Raw genomic sequence first — 15,075 nt, 5'->3', positions numbered from 1 at the left:
TACAATATTATTGTGCATCATAAAAAAGGATTAAGATATATTATTTACATAGGGGGCCTTCAATAATGAAACATTTAAAATCTCTGGGGTTAACAAACCCCCGCAAAGTCCATTTCAATTTGCCCGTACCATTGTTAATAGAACACGCTTTGAAAAGAGGTGAAGGCGTCCTCGGCAATACCGGCGCTTTAATAGTCAATACCGGAAAATACACAGGCCGTTCTCCCGAGGACAAGTTCATAGTAGAAAACCCGAAAAGCGCAGGTGAAATTTGGTGGAACAACAATAAACGTTTTCCCCGGTCGAAATTCGAGGCTCTCTTTCGCCGCATAACTTCTTACCTGCAGAACCGGGAACTTTATGTTTTCGACGGCTTCGTAGGAGCTGATAGCAACTTTCGAATCCCTTTGCGAGTGATAAATGAATATGCCTACCAGAATCTATTTGCCCGGCAGCTTTTCATAAGAGGTTCAAAACAGGAACTCAAAGCCATCACCGAAAATACCCGCGCGGCCTATCCCGTCGATTTCATACCAGGCGCGGTCATCCCCGGAACGGGAGGGCATCCCCGCACGATAATTTTCCTCACCGCCGATGCATTCGGCGTGCTGCCTCCGATAGCAAAACTTTCTTTCGAACAGGCCATGAATTATAAAAAAAACTAGCAGCTTTTTTGCTGCTAGTTTTTATCAGGAAATATTCATCTGCCTCGAAAAGAAACCGGCCGCGGTTTCTGCCACCTTTAGCTCCAATTCTCCCATAGAAACATTAGGGTCTTTTGAAAGAAGAATTACAGCCCCTATTGGGTCGCCATCGGCTATTATAGGAACTATCACCTGACCAGTGTACTTTATTTTCCCCTCTTCTTCATCAGCCGTTATCTTCACGTATTCCTTCTCGCTCGTCTTTTTTATGAGAACCGTCTTGCGCTCTTCTAAAATAGCCTCGATGTCTGAACTTATAGATTTATCAAGAAGCTCTTTTTTCGGAGTCCCAGCCACCGCGATTATCGAGTCCCTGTCGGATATGCATGCGATATGACCCAAGGAGTCATGGAGGGCTTCCACGTATTCTTTTGCAAAGTCCGCAAGTTCTCCGATAGGCGAATATTTCTTTAAAATAACTTCTCCTTCGCGGTCGGTAAATATCTCAAGAGGGTCCCCTTCTCGGATTCTCAGGGTTCGCCTGATTTCTTTCGGAATCACGACTCGCCCCAACTCATCAATACGCCGCACAATTCCTGTTGCCTTCAATGTTTTCCCTCCTTAATTTCGAAAGAAAGATTTTTCTCAAAGATAGTATACAACCCCGCAACCTATTTTATTCATTAGAGGGAAGTTGTAGAAATTCCACCATCTCCTTTAACACACCCTCGATTTTAAATAACAACTTGTGACCTTCCAGGTTTCTAACCTTGAAGATAAAAGAAGGAACGGTCGTGCCCTGAAACGTAACCTTACTTTTGAAAGCTTCTTTTAAAGCTGAAAACTGCTCGTGTGAAAAAACACCGCCCGACTGAAACTTGAAAACGACGATATCGGTCAGCTGGATTATGCTCGAAAGCTTCAATCTCTTCGCCAGCACCCTGAGGCGGGCCACCGCCAGTAAATTCCGGGCAGGCTCGGGCAAATCGCCGAACCGGTCTTCTATTTCCTCCTCTAAGTCATCGGCCTCTGCCAGGCTCTCCACCGCTGCAACCCGCCGGTATACGTCTATCTTTTGGGCGGCGTTGCTAATATAATCGTCCGGGATATAGGCGCTGAGCTTCAGGTCAATAACGGGCTGAATTTCTTCTTTTTCCGGTTCACCTTTGAGTTCCCGGACCGCCTCCGCAAGGAGCTTGCAGTAAAGGTCGTACCCCACTGCCATCATGTGACCGTGCTGTTCAGCGCCGAGGATGTTGCCTGCACCGCGTATCTCCAGGTCCCTCAGGGCGATTTTAAAACCCGCGCCGAACTCCGTAAAATCTCTTATGGCGGCCAATCGCTTTTCAGCCGTTTCACTCAGCGCTTTATCCTTTCTATAAGTGAAGTATGCGAAGGCCTGGGTGCTGGACCTTCCGACCCGTCCCCTCAACTGATAAAGCTGAGAAAGGCCAAACCTGTCTGCCGAAATCACTATAAGGGTGTTAACACTTGGTATGTCTAGTCCCGTCTCAATTATGGTAGTGCATACCAGGACATCATATTTGTGTTCATAAAACTCCAACATGACCTCTTCTAGCTCTCTTTCCTTCATTTTCCCATGGGCTACGGCAATTCTCGCTTCAGGAACTATTTGAGAAAGCCTTTTTGCTTCTTCATAAATGGTATTCACTACATTATAGACGTAATAGACTTGTCCGCCTCGAGAAATCTCCCTTATAATGGCGTCCCTTACAAGAGCGTCGCTATATTCCACAACGTAAGTTTGAACAGGATAGCGATTCTCCGGTGGCGTCTCAATAATACTCATATCCCTTATCCCAGTCATCGCCATGTGTAAAGTCCTAGGTATAGGCGTGGCCGTTAATGTAAGCACGTCTACGTTCTTTTTAAGCTGTTTTAATTTTTCCTTATGGGCAACGCCAAACCTCTGCTCCTCGTCCACAATGAGAAGCCCAAGGTCTTTAAATTTCACATCCTTTTGCAGCAATCGATGGGTACCGATAATTATGTCTATAGCTCCCTTCCTCAGGTCTTTCAAAATAGCCTTCTGCTGTGCTTTTGATTTAAACCGGCTTATCACCTCTATTTTTACCGGGAAAGGCGCAAATCTTTCCGAAAAAGTACGGTAATGTTGTTCAGCCAGAATTGTAGTGGGAACCAATACCGCCACCTGCTTCGAGTCCATCACCGCTTTAAAAGCAGCCCTCATGGCAACTTCGGTCTTCCCGTACCCCACGTCCCCGCAAAGGAGCCTGTCCATGCATTTACTGCTTTCCATATCCTTTTTTACTTCTTCTATGGCCGTGAGTTGGTCGGGCGTCTCTTCATAAGGGAACATATCCTCAAATTCCTTTTGCCATACCGTATCCGGCGAAAACGCAAAACCTTTCATGGCCTGCCGGGCAGCGTAAAGCTCAAGCAGGTCCTTTGCCATTTGCTTTACCGACTCTTTTACCTTAGCCTTTGCCTTCGCCCATTCACCGCTCCCCAACTTGTTCAACTTCGGGGGTTTATCTTCAGGACTTACATATTTGTGCAGCATTTCCACCTGTTCGGTAGGTACATAGAGTTTGTCCCCACCTGCATACTGAAGAGCAAAATAATCCCTTTTTTGCCCGTCTACCTCCAGGGTTTCGATTCCCAGATATCGGCCTATACCGTGAGAAATATGCACAATGTAATCTCCTGCTGAAAGTTCTTCAATGGAATGAATTCTTTTACCTTCACGCCTAAATTTAGGTCTTCGCGCTCTTATCTTGGGTTGTCCGTAAACATCCAGGTCAGATATTAAGGCAAACTTTGCCTCGGGAATCAAAAAGCCCTTTTCAACGGAACCCGGCGTTATCACAACCTTTCCAGGCATAAGTTCCCCTTCTACCGAACCAATAAATACTGCCTCAAGACCCTTTTCCTCCAGAGCCTTCTTTAAGTGAATACCCCTTTCGCCTGTCCCCGACAAAACTATAGTGCGGTATCCTTTTTTCTTTAAGTCGCTAATTTCTTCGACCAAAAGGTCCGCTTTGCCATGAAATGAGGCAACTGCCCTGAACTGAAATGAGTAAAGCCCTTTTACATCAAATTCCCTTGGAATGCGGGGAAGCGTGGAAACGTAAACGGTCTGCGCCCTTGTAAGATTTTCCAAAATCTCAAAAGGCGAATAATACATTGCCGAAACCGACGGCAGGATTTCTCCCTTCTCCAGGAGCCCTTTGTAGGTCTCTTCAATTTCAAAAGTAGAGGTTTTGGCACTTTCTACTATTTTGCCCGGTTCCACCATTATGACGATGGGAGGATGCGAAAAGTAATCGATGATTGAAGAAAGATTCGGGTAAAGATGAGAAATATAAAGTTGAGCTGATTCGAAAAACATCCCACTTTGCAGCTTCTCTATATGTTCATTTATTTTTTCTTCTAGCTTTTTGCCTTCCACAAGAGACGATACTTGCTCGAAAACTTTTTTCCTTTCCTCCAATTCGCGGGCTATGCTTATGGCTGCGTTCCTTGCCGTTTCCCTGTCAAATACCACTTCTCTCGCTTGAGAAATGAAGACTTCTTGAAGTTTTTCTATAGAACGCTGGTCCTCCACAGAAAATTCTCTAATAGAATCAACTTCATCATCAAAAAATTCCACGCGGTAGGGGTTTTCCACAGTTATGGGATATACATCTACAATACCCCCCCTTACCGCGTACTGGCCGGGTCCTTCAACTATGTCCACCCTTTCGTATCCCATGAGGGAAAGTTTCGAAGTCATATCATCGAGCTTTATTTTTTGTCCAACGCTAATTCGTATGGTGAATTTTTTAACAATATCAGGTGGCATCATTTTATTCGTCAAAGCCTGTAACGGTGCTACTACTACCGGATTTTTATCTGCAAGCAGCTTCTCAATAACCTTCAATCTATGCGCTGTAAATTCGGGACTTTTAGCTGCTGTCTCGTAAGGTATCACCGAGCTTGCCGTAAAAATAGCCACATTTTCTGGTCCCAAAAAGTACGTAAGGTCGTCGGTCAACTTTCGGGCATCCAACGAATCAGGAGTCACCACAAGCACCGACCTTGGTGTTTCCTTTTTGACAGCAGCTATGAGGAAAGCCCGCTGGGAATCCGAAAGGCCGTAGGCCAAAAGTCCGGAAAGCCCCCCTTTTAGGTCTTCAATAAACCTTTTTAATTCGCTCATTTCTCGAGATATAATTCGTACATCCATCTTTTCTCCCTTTACTTTTATGGATATATTTTAAAATTTTCTGATAAATACTTCCGCTATATTTCATCTTTTAAAAAGCTATGTATTTATTATATAAAATATTACCGCTCCTGACAACTTAACATCACCAGACTATTCCATCCAATGTGAAGAATGCAAGCTACAAAAATCCCGACATACAGGCTTTTAAAAACATCCCATACAAAGACCGTGACAAGCCCGAGAATGGCGTGACTTAAAACCGCCGATATCCCCGCCACCAAAGCTTTTTTACCTCCCTTTTTTGCCACGTCGCATATAGCCTCAATCATTCCGAAGGTCAGGTGGGACAAAAACACGCTACCACCAAAAATTACCGCCGACGTCTTCAAAATCTCCTCGACCACCGGTGCTCCGAAAGTCACCGCACTCCTTTTTGAGTATTTCGCGAATTTCGTGTTTATCGCCATGGCAAAAAATGCCGAGAAGATACCCGCCACTATTCCGGCTGCCGCTTCTTTTATCAACACTTTACCTCCAATTTTCCATTCTCATATTAAATTCTTCCCAAAATTACCTGTTTTAAAAAAGAAAAACCGGGTATATAATTAAATATATCAAACGTTTGTTCGGAGATGATGCCCATGCCATTCTGCCACCTTCACGTCCACTCGGAATACAGCATGCTCGACGGCCTCTGCCGTCTCCCCCAGTTGGTAAAAAGGGCGTCAGAACTTTCCATGCCGGCCCTGGCTCTAACCGACCACGGCGGCCTTTACGGGATGGTGCCGTTTTACAAGCTGTGCACCGAGGCGGGAATAAAACCCATTTTGGGCTGCGAAGTTTACGTGGTGGAAGACTTGTTTCAAAAACGCGGAAAGGAGACTCCTTATCACCTGGTGTTACTTGCCGAAGACCAGGAGGGCTTGAAAAACCTTCTGTCTTTGGTTACCCGCTCGCATTTGGAAGGCTTCTACTACCGCCCCAGAATATCCAAAAAGCTGCTCGCATCCCATTCCAATGGCCTTATAGCCCTGAGCGGGTGTCTCAAAGGGGAGGTGGCCAGCCTCATCCTTAAAGGCGAAGTAAAAGCGGCCGAAGAAGCTGCAAAAGAGTATAAAGATATATTCGGCCGCGACGGCTTTTTCCTCGAACTTCAGTACCACGGACTTTCCTCCGAGAAAAAGGCCAATTTCTGGCTCAATGCCATTGCCCGAAAGCTCGGAATCAAAACGGTGGCCACCAACGACGTTCATTACCTTTACCCTTCGGACGCCGCAATTCACAAGGTTTTACTGGCAGTCCAAACTCTCTCGTCGCTGAATCAAGCTTTGCATCTTCCCGGAAAAGAGTATTACCTAAAAAGCCAGGCGGAAATGGAATCCATTTTTCGAGAAATTCCGGAGGCCCTAAAAAATACCGAAGCCATAGCTGAAAGGTGCAACGTAAAATTAAGCCTCGGAAAGACCAAACTCCCCGAAATCCCGCTCCCGGAAGGAAAAAGTGCCGACGAGCACCTCAGTGAACTTTGCATTGAAGGAATGATTGCGCGCTACGGCAGCCCACCGCCCCGGGAAGTCGAAAAAAGACTTTCTATGGAACTTTCCGTCATAAAAACCACGGGCTTTTCCGGCTACTTTTTAATCGTCAAGGATATCGTGGATTTTGCCCGTCAGAAAGGGTTTACCGTAGGGGTTGGACGCGGCTCTGCGGCAGGAAGCCTCGTAGCTTACCTGCTCGGCATAACCAACGTGGACCCAATAAAATACGGCCTCATCTTCGAAAGATTTTTAAATCCGGAAAGGGTGAGTTTGCCCGACATCGATGTAGACCTCTGCCATGTAGGGAGGAGAGAAGTGCTGGAATACATAAGGCGCCGCTTCGGACCCGAGCGCATCGCCCACGTGGGCGCCTTTTCCACCCTGCAAGCCCGGGCAGCCCTCAGGGACACCGGCAGGGCTCTGAAACTCGATTACGAAAAAATAGATGCAGCGTGTTCTCTAATACCCTATTCGCATACCAGCCTGGAGGAAGCTTTAAGAGAAAGCCCTCATTTTTCGAACCTAGTCAAAGGCGACCAGGAAATCCGCCGCACCTTCGAAATAGCCCGTCAGCTCCAGGGCCTCCCCAGGCACATAACCCAGCATTCCGCCGGAGTCGTAATAACCGACAAATCCCTCACGGAATACCTTCCTCTGCAGCGGGCCTCGGGGGAGGAGATTATAACCCAGGCCGACATGTATGCCTTAGAGGAACTGGGCCTTGTAAAGATAGACCTTCTGGGACTCCGGTTTTTGACCGTAATCGGCGAGACATTAAAGCTCGTTCGCGAGCGGCACGGCATAAACTTAAGACCCGAAGAAATCCCTTTAGACGACAAAGCCACTTACCGCGCCCTTGCCAGTGGAGACACCGGCGGGTGCTTCCAGCTTGAATCCTCCGGAATGAGAAATATGCTGAGAAGGATAAAACCCGCAAATATCGAAGACCTCTCAGCCGTTTTGGCCTTGTACCGCCCCGGACCTCTAAAGAGCGGTATGGCGGAGGAATTCATAGCGCGCCGCCTGGGCAGAAAGCCGGTCTCGTACATCCACCCCGCCCTCGAACCCCTCTTAAAAGAGACTTATGGCGTCTTCGTTTACCAGGAGCAGTTGATGCAGGCAGCCTGCATCATTGCAGGTTACACTCCCGGCGAAGCGGATCTGCTGCGCCGGGCCATAGCAAAAAAGAAAAGGGAGGAAATAGAAGCGGAAAAACCGCGCTTCTTGAAAGGAGCAATGGAAAGGGGTATTGACGAAAAAGCCGCCAGGGAAATCTTCGACACCCTGGCAGCCTTCGGAGATTACGGCTTTAACAAGTCCCACAGCGTAGCTTATGCCATAACCGCTTACCGCACCGTATATCTGAGGGAGCATTTCCCCCTGGAGTACTTTTCATCGCTTTTTAACCTTTACTCGGATTCGCCCTCCCGCTTTCAGCTTTACCTTTGCGAAGCCCGCCGCCGGGGGATAAGACTTCTCTTACCGGATATAAACAGGAGCGGAGCGGGTTTTCACCCCGAAGGTGATAAGGCCATCAGGACCGGCCTTGCCCTCATAAAAAACCTGGGACCCCGCGGAATCGAAGAAATTTTAAAGACACGCCGGGACGGTCCATTTGAAAGCTTCTTTGATTTTTGCCACAGGGTGGACCGCAAAATTATAAACGCCAAGGTCTTAGAATCTCTTATATTATCCGGAGCTTTCGATTCTTTCGGCATACCGAGGGCATCGTTGCTTATATCTTTGAAATGGCTGCTTTCCGAAAAACAACCAGCGCACGAAAGGCAGCTCTGCCTCATAGACGAAATCTCGGACATTCAAGCAATGGTAGCGGAACTGGATATCGAAGATTTCACTCCTTCTCAAAAGCTGGCCCAGGAAGTAATGGCGATGGGCTATTACATAACGGCCCACCCTATGGAGTTTGTGGCAGAAAAACGGCAAGTATCTACCCATACGGTTTCCGAAATCGAAGAAATATGCCAGCGGCAAAATGTAAGACTCGCCGGCATAGTGCTGGACCCCAGGTCCGGCAGAACCCGCAGCGGAAAGCGCATGGTCTTCGCCCGTTTGGAAGACCTGACCGGTTCGGTAGAATTTGTCGTTTTCCCGCAAAAATTGACCTTGTTCGAACCTTATATTTACACCGGCTCGGTAGTGGCGGTGGAGGGCTGGGTGGATTTTAACGACGATGGCCGCAGGACGGTGGTTGCGGAAAAAATCGAACCTATTAATTAAAATTCTATTTTCTTGGCAAAAATCCGGCTGAATTCGCTCACCGCGCTGAGTTCTATATAATGGATCTTCCGGGAAAGTGCAAGTGCTCGCTCGTATTCTTTTTCGGACACAAGCGCAAGTTTTGCCCCGGTCCCGGCGGCATTACCAACTGGTTTAATCCTACCTTCCAGTTCGGGCGGTATGAGTCCTATCTTACACGCGCTCTCGGGGTTCAGATAATTCCCGAAAGCCCCCGCAAGAAATACTTCCTTTATGTCTCCCACTTTAGCCCCGAAAGTATTTAATAAAATTTCAATTCCGGCGGCTATGGCTCCTTTAGCAAGCTGCAGCTCCCTTATATCTTTCTGGTTTATATACACAGGCTGCCCGGTCGATGTATTCTCCTTAATAATAAATGCTCTTATTCCGTTTATCTCTCTAATTCTATCTTTGTAAATTTCCCCTTCCCCGGAAAGTTCCTCGGGCTTAAGGATTCTTCCTTTTTTGTCCACGATGCCCACTTTCAGAAGCTCCGCCACAATATCCAAAAGTCCAGACCCGCATATACCTACAGGCTCAACCCCGCCTATCACCGTGTACTTTACTTCTCCGTCTATTTTCGCATGATCTATAGCTCCAGTCGCCCCTCTCATGCCGCAAGCTATGTGAGCACCTTCAAAGGCGGGCCCTGCAGCAGTGGAACAGGCAAAGAGCCTTTCTTTAGTGCCGAGCACCATCTCTCCATTAGTACCTATATCTATCAGCAGCCTGAGGTCATCGTACTTGTCCATCTCGCATGCCAGGGCCGCGCCCACCGTGTCCGCCCCTACAAACCCGGCAATGTTCGGCAGTGTAAAAACCTTGCCGTTCGGGTTGATGTCAATACCAAGTTCACTCGCATCCACGACCATCGGCTCTGAAAAAACGGGCACGTAGGGAGCTAAGGCCAGGTGCTTTGGCTGCACCTTTAAAAACAGGTGCTGCATGGTCGTATTGCCCACTGTTGTAACTGCGTAAATGTCCTCTCGCTTAAAATCGGTACCTCTCAATGCCTTGTCGATTAAATTGTTGATTTCATTTATCACTTCTGCGTGAAGTTTTTCCAATCCATCCGGCGTCTCGGAAGCCAAATTTATTCTTGAAATAACGTCGGCCCCGTATTTTGTCTGCGGATTCAGTGCGGATACTCTGGCTATTTCGCTGCCGGTGCTCAAGTTTATAAGATAGCCGGCTATTGTCGTCGTTCCTATGTCGAAAGCCATACCTAAAAGTTCCCGGCTGGTATCCCCTTTTTCCACGGCCAGGACTTCATCATTCCAAATTGAAACGGTAACTTTATAATTACTCTTTCTCAATATCTCAGGTAATTCTCTTAAAATCCTGAGTTTGGGCTTTAAACCGATATTATCCAGTCTTTTCCAATCATCTCTGTTGTCCTCCAATGATGGCAGTGGAAGCTCACGGTATTGCTTTTTAATCAGGGGATCTAGAGCTACCTTTTTTTCAACGCCTTCCGACAAAATCTCATACTTTTGCTCCTTCTTGGATATTTCCACCTTCACTTCCTCTACAACCTTGTACTGGCACGCCAAAACCTCTTCGCTGGAATTTTTACTAATCACCCTTACCTTGCACTTTTTGCATTTCCCCATGCCTCCGCACGGAAATTCAAATTTTATGCCGTTTTCAGTAAAAACCTTCTTCAGGGTAGAATTTTCTTGAACGGATATTTGAATGTTATCCGGAAGAATTGTAACTTTATAAACATTCATCAAAACTTACCTCCATACATTGCGAAATTAAAAAACAAGCTGCCGCAAAGCGGCAGTATTAACAGGATCTAATTTAATAATAGTATTCATCAAGCGTATTTTTCAATAGCATCTATCAGCGCTTTTATATTTTCAACAGGGGTTTCCCTAGGAAGCGTCCCTATAGTGGTGGACAGTATAAATCCACCGCCCGGTTTTACCTTTTCCATGAGAGTCTTTATATGCTCGTCAATCTGCGCCGGAGTCCCACCGATTATTAAGTTAGCCGGTATCCCTCCCATCACGCAGGAATGGCCTTTTAAGACCTCTTTCGCTTTGACCACGTCCGTCTTTTCAAAATACGCAATACCCCATCCTTTGGGTAGCTCTAAGATAGTCTCCAGATGAGGGGTATGGTTTCCTTCAAAAAATACAAACGATTTTATTCCCTCATCTAATAGGTTCAAGATGACCTTTTTCAACGTCGGCCAATAAAATTCTTTGTACAGTTTCGGCGACAAATATTCATTTAGATGAAGCGGGATAAATGCTAGTTTAGCACCTCTGGCTTTAAAGGATAGTGCATACTTCGTTACCGGCTCTACCAATGCTTCAGCAGCTTTTTTAACCTTATCCGGATACCTCCTTATATCGAGTAGAACATTTTCTATTCCTCTTAAAAAATCTCCAATTATATCAAGCGGCGCGTAAGCTCCTCCCATAGGGATTGATGGATATCCCATGGAAGCAGCAATAGCCCCCAACTGCCGGACTGCAGCATTATATTTTGCAAATTCCTCTCCTAACTTTACCATTGTAGCCATAGCCGAAGAAGGACTTTCTAGATTCTTACAAGCTCTTGGCAATACTGTTTCTGCGACAAATTTTACCGGATCTTCGATTAACTTATCGTATTCATCTGCTTCCATGAATGTACCTCCTATGAATTGCGGCGAGGAATTTTCGCTGGTCTCCATTCCTGGATAGCGGTAATATTTGTCTTCTAAAACTTTGTGCATCGGGCCAGTTATAAAGGTAGTATTTACTGTAACTTCCGGCCAATTTGCAAATGCAATGCTAAATACTCTTCCGTCCAGCCCTGCCAATCCCGCCGAAGACCAATCACAAGGAAAGTCCTTCAAAAATTTTTCAATAGCCTTTAACGCTTTGTCGTAGTCAAAACAAAACTCCTGGTATGATATGCCGTAGTATTCCGGGATTATATCCCCTCCAAAACCCCTGAAAGGCACTTTATCCGGTTCTTCTAGGTTGATAGCTGCCATTATGCGTTCGTACCGCTTTTGAGCTAGGTCTTTAGACTCTTGCACCATAAACCTTCCCTCCCCATTATACACTAATATATACTTGTCTTTATTTTATTGTACTTTATTCTAATAAGTCAATTGTGATTTTAATTTTTATTCTCCTTTATTAAAAAAAAAGCACCTTTTTCAGGTGCTGTAATTCTTAATTAATTTCGGACATTGAGATTTTTCAACCTTGAGCTGAAACGCCGCTCTGCTTTCTACCGCCAGTAATGGCATAAATTATAGCGCTAATAAGGTATACAACCATGGCGACGAAAATCGGGAATCGTATATAACTGTTGATTTTCAAAAGCATGGCTATATAGTACGTTGAGATAAAGCCTCCCAGGTTCAAAAAAGCCATTAGCATCCCTGAGGCCGAGGCAAAAGCCGACGGGTGGACTATAGTTCCTATTATCATCATCACTGCGGGCATCAATATGCTGAAGCCCATTCCAACCAGCGTGGAACCTGCCGTCAGCATCATCAAGCTATTGGCGTAATATACGAGTCCCATTCCAAGCGATATCAAGAGTAGACTTACAGTAATGGCCTGATTCTTGATATATTGGTGTAATTTGCCGAAAATAGCTCCTCCAATCATGCCTCCTACTGTAAACATAGAAAGAACAAAACCAGCCGCAGCCGCGTCGCCAAGATTTCCGGTGATTATTATTGTAGACATATTGACAAGCATGGGATAGTTTAACATCACACTTGCGCCAAACAGTGCAGCAATTAAATACACTGCTCCAGGTATCCCAACTTTTTCTCCTGTTCCTTGAGTCTCCACTTTTGGAGGTTCTGGCAACATAAAGAGAACCATGAAGAGCGTTAAAAGACCTAAAAGATGCGGAAGGAAAGCATATCTCCAACTAATAGTGCAAAGAATACCGCCTAATATTTGAAGAACTATGCCACCGAGGTTCATTACAACGCCGGAAAGTCCCAACATGTTAGCCCGCTGTTGCCCTTCAAACAATCTTAAAATCAATGCAGTTCCAAGAGGACTTATAATTCCTAGCCCTATTCCGAAAAGCGCTCTTGCAACCAAAATCACCGTAAAGTCGTTCATCATTACAGGGGCAGCTCCAGCCAGAGCAAAGAGCAATGTTCCTATTATGAGCAAAGTCCTGTAGCTTACTGTCTTGCCAGCTACCATTCCCGACCAAGCCGTAGCAGGAATTATGAACAAAGACGGAAGCGTCGAAGCGAGAAGGATCGTGCTAAACGGCAGGTGGGGAAAAGCTTCGGCTATGTTCTGCAATGCCGGCGTAATTGTACCAATGCCCATAGCTATAAAAAACACCGACATTACAGCCAGTACAGTCGTAAACCTGGTGTTTGACATAAAATCTCATCCCCTTTGATTTATTTTTATTAATTTTTTATTTTGATAAAACTTGCAATAATTACTTGTGATTATCTTTTTCTTTTTTTATTCTTTTATTAATTTTATGATATTTTGGCTGACTTTTATCCCTCTTTTTTATGGTATTTCAAGCCGGCCGCAGACAAATTCTGCAGCCGGCTTTTTCTATTAACCGTACTTTTCTACTGCTTCTGCAAGGGCCTTTATGTTCTCCAGCGGCGTCTCTCTCGGGGCTGTACCAACTCCGGGAGCTAGTATAAATCCTCCACCCGGTTTTACTTTTTCGAGCAGATTCTTGACGTATTCGTCGATCTGGGCAGGAGTTCCTCCCACAATCAATCCCATCGGGATTCCGCCCATTACGCAGGTATGGCCTTTTAAAACTTCTTTAGCTTTTACGACATCGGTCTTTTCGAAATATGCCACACCCCAACCCTTTGGCAATTCCAAAATCGTCTCAAGGTGTGCATCGTGTTTGCCTTCAAAGAAAACCATTACTTTAAAGCCTTCTTTTACTAACCTCTCGATAACTTCTTTAAGTGTCGGCCAGTAGAATTCCTTATATAGCTTCGGCGAGAGGTATTCATTCAGATGTAGCGGTATAAAGGCTAAATTAGCTCCTATGCTCTTGTGTGCCAGAGCGTAATTCATTATCGGTTCTACCAGTGCCTCAGTAGCTGCTTTTACTTTATCTGGGTACCTCCTAATATCGAGTAGCAGGTTTTCTACACCTCGTAGGAAGTCTCCAATCAAATCTAATGGCGCATAAGCGCCGCCGAGGGCCATCGCTGGGTACCCATTTTCGATCATTTTTCCGACTATCTGACCCATCAGAGCATTAAAATTGGATATCTCCCTTCCGAGTCTAACCATTGCCGCCATTGCCTTGCGGGGTGTCTCTAGGTTGCGGCAGGCCCTAGGCAGGATAGTTTCGGCTATAAATTTTACTGGATCTGCTATTAATTGATCATATTCGTCCGCTTCCATGAAAGCCCCGCCAATAAATTGCGGCGATGAATCGGGAGATATTTCCCTACCTGGATACCTATAATATTTATCTCCTAAGGCATCATGCATCGGCCCGGTTATAAACGTAAGGTTTATCGAAATGTCTGGGTATTCCGCAAAAGCTATGTTAAATACCCTGCCATCTAAACCAACAACCGAAGCGGAAAAAGGCCAATCACACGGGAAGTCTTTTATGAACTTTTCGGTAGCTTTCACTGCTTTCTCCATGTCATAACAATACTCATACATGCTGATACCCGCGTAAGCCGGGACAATATCTCCCCCCACGCCAGCAAGGGGAACTTTATCGGGTTCCTCCAGGTTTATCGCCGCCATAAGGCGAGCCATTCTTTTTTCTGCCAATTCTTTTGCGTTGCTTATCATATTTTTAACCCTCCACGCCTATTAATTGTTTGCAGAGTCTCACGCCTTTGGCTGCATCGTCAGCCCACGCATCGGCACCCGCAAATTCCTTCACGCTCTCGTCTACCCTGCCTCCACCTATTATTATCTTTATGCTATCCCTTAAACCAGCTTCCTTTAATTTGTCCACTGTCTTTTTCATGGAAGTTACTCCAGCAGTTATTAGACATGACATTCCCACTATGTCGGGCTTGTGCTCCTTTACCGCTTCTACAAACTTCTCCTCAGGCGTGTCTATTCCTATGTCTATTACTTCAAACCCTGAAGCCTCCGCAAATACTTTGAATATGTCCTTTCCTATGTTGTGCACGTCTTCTTTTACCGTCCCTAATACTATCTTGCCTATCTTCTTCACCGACCCGCTCTGCAGTTTGGGAAGCGTGAATTCCATTATCTGCCTGAAAATCTCGCCACCTAATATAAGCTCGGAAAGGAAGTATTCGCCTTTCTCAAACCTCGAACCCACTTCTCCCATCGCATCCCTGCATACTTCTAATAGCTTTTGCGGGTCTCCTCCGCCATCCAGATATTCCTTCGCCTTCTTTACAGCTTCCTCTTCTTCCATCTCTACTATGTTCTTCAAAATTTCCTCTAACATAATTTCTTAAACCCCCTCTATATTT

Annotated in this window: 9 protein-coding genes and 1 pseudogene; 2 read left to right on the top strand and 8 right to left on the bottom strand. The window is 45.7% G+C overall.

Going from position 1 to position 15,075, the window contains the following annotated elements; all coding sequences use genetic code 11:
• Positions 1-65: 65 nt before the first annotated feature.
• A pseudogene (locus tag BUB66_RS02610) lies at positions 66-653 on the top strand (phosphoenolpyruvate carboxykinase (ATP)); the annotation flags it as partial.
• A 36-nt stretch (positions 654-689) separates the two neighbouring features.
• Here BUB66_RS02610 and spoVT read toward each other — a convergent pair.
• The 3 genes from spoVT to BUB66_RS02595 form a co-directional block, all read right to left on the bottom strand.
• Positions 690-1,253: a stage V sporulation protein T gene (gene spoVT, locus BUB66_RS02605; protein ID WP_073254149.1), complete on the bottom strand. Its 564-nt coding sequence runs from the start codon at positions 1,251-1,253 to the stop codon at positions 690-692.
• Between the two features lie 67 nt (positions 1,254-1,320).
• Positions 1,321-4,854, bottom strand: coding sequence for a transcription-repair coupling factor (gene mfd / locus BUB66_RS02600; protein ID WP_084098623.1), 3,534 nt, complete (start codon positions 4,852-4,854; stop codon positions 1,321-1,323).
• A gap of 101 nt (positions 4,855-4,955) precedes the next feature.
• Positions 4,956-5,360 (bottom strand): hypothetical protein, encoded by a 405-nt coding sequence (locus tag BUB66_RS02595; RefSeq protein ID WP_073254147.1) that lies wholly within the window; start codon positions 5,358-5,360, stop codon positions 4,956-4,958.
• A 108-nt stretch (positions 5,361-5,468) separates the two neighbouring features.
• Here BUB66_RS02595 and dnaE point away from each other — a divergent pair, with 108 nt between their 5' ends.
• Complete coding sequence (gene dnaE, locus BUB66_RS02590) at positions 5,469-8,612, top strand: DNA polymerase III subunit alpha (protein WP_084098620.1); 3,144 nt, start codon at positions 5,469-5,471, stop codon at positions 8,610-8,612.
• Here the strand turns inward: dnaE and BUB66_RS02585 are convergent.
• From BUB66_RS02585 to BUB66_RS02565, 5 genes are all read right to left on the bottom strand, one after another.
• A complete protein-coding gene (locus tag BUB66_RS02585; RefSeq protein WP_073254141.1) occupies positions 8,609-10,363 on the bottom strand; it encodes an ASKHA domain-containing protein in 1,755 nt (584 codons plus the stop codon). The genes dnaE and BUB66_RS02585 overlap by 4 nt on opposite strands.
• Positions 10,364-10,452: 89 nt before the next feature.
• Positions 10,453-11,673, bottom strand: a complete 1,221-nt coding sequence (locus BUB66_RS02580) for a uroporphyrinogen decarboxylase family protein (protein WP_073254138.1) — start codon at positions 11,671-11,673, stop codon at positions 10,453-10,455.
• A gap of 163 nt (positions 11,674-11,836) precedes the next feature.
• Positions 11,837-13,000 carry an MFS transporter gene (locus tag BUB66_RS02575; RefSeq protein ID WP_073254135.1) on the bottom strand — a complete coding sequence of 388 codons (1,164 nt, stop codon included), beginning with the start codon at positions 12,998-13,000 and terminating at the stop codon, positions 11,837-11,839.
• Positions 13,001-13,189: 189 nt separating this feature from the next.
• Positions 13,190-14,413, bottom strand: coding sequence for a uroporphyrinogen decarboxylase family protein (locus BUB66_RS02570; RefSeq protein ID WP_073254132.1), 1,224 nt, complete (start codon positions 14,411-14,413; stop codon positions 13,190-13,192).
• 4 nt (positions 14,414-14,417) lie between these two features.
• Positions 14,418-15,050 carry a cobalamin B12-binding domain-containing protein gene (locus BUB66_RS02565; protein ID WP_073254130.1) on the bottom strand — a complete coding sequence of 211 codons (633 nt, stop codon included), beginning with the start codon at positions 15,048-15,050 and terminating at the stop codon, positions 14,418-14,420.
• Between the last annotated feature and the right edge of the window lie 25 nt (positions 15,051-15,075).

Origin of the sequence: Caldanaerovirga acetigignens (assembly GCF_900142995.1) — a bacterium.
GTDB classification, from domain to species: domain Bacteria; phylum Bacillota; class Thermosediminibacteria; order Thermosediminibacterales; family Thermosediminibacteraceae; genus Fervidicola; species Fervidicola acetigignens.
Note: the sequence above shows the minus strand (reverse complement) of the source record. Positions and strands in the feature narration are given on the sequence as shown.

What these genes read in the sequence shown, in the direction of transcription:
- mfd (WP_084098623.1), bottom strand. Translation starts at nt 4,854, where the DNA reads ATGGATGTACGAATTATATCTCGAGAAATGAGCGAATTAAAAAGGTTT.
- dnaE (WP_084098620.1), top strand. Translation starts at nt 5,469, where the DNA reads ATGATGCCCATGCCATTCTGCCACCTTCACGTCCACTCGGAATACAGC.
- BUB66_RS02585 (WP_073254141.1), bottom strand. Translation starts at nt 10,363, where the DNA reads ATGAATGTTTATAAAGTTACAATTCTTCCGGATAACATTCAAATATCC.
- BUB66_RS02580 (WP_073254138.1), bottom strand. Translation starts at nt 11,673, where the DNA reads ATGGTGCAAGAGTCTAAAGACCTAGCTCAAAAGCGGTACGAACGCATA.
- BUB66_RS02575 (WP_073254135.1), bottom strand. Translation starts at nt 13,000, where the DNA reads ATGTCAAACACCAGGTTTACGACTGTACTGGCTGTAATGTCGGTGTTT.
- BUB66_RS02570 (WP_073254132.1), bottom strand. Translation starts at nt 14,413, where the DNA reads ATGATAAGCAACGCAAAAGAATTGGCAGAAAAAAGAATGGCTCGCCTT.
- BUB66_RS02565 (WP_073254130.1), bottom strand. Translation starts at nt 15,050, where the DNA reads ATGTTAGAGGAAATTTTGAAGAACATAGTAGAGATGGAAGAAGAGGAA.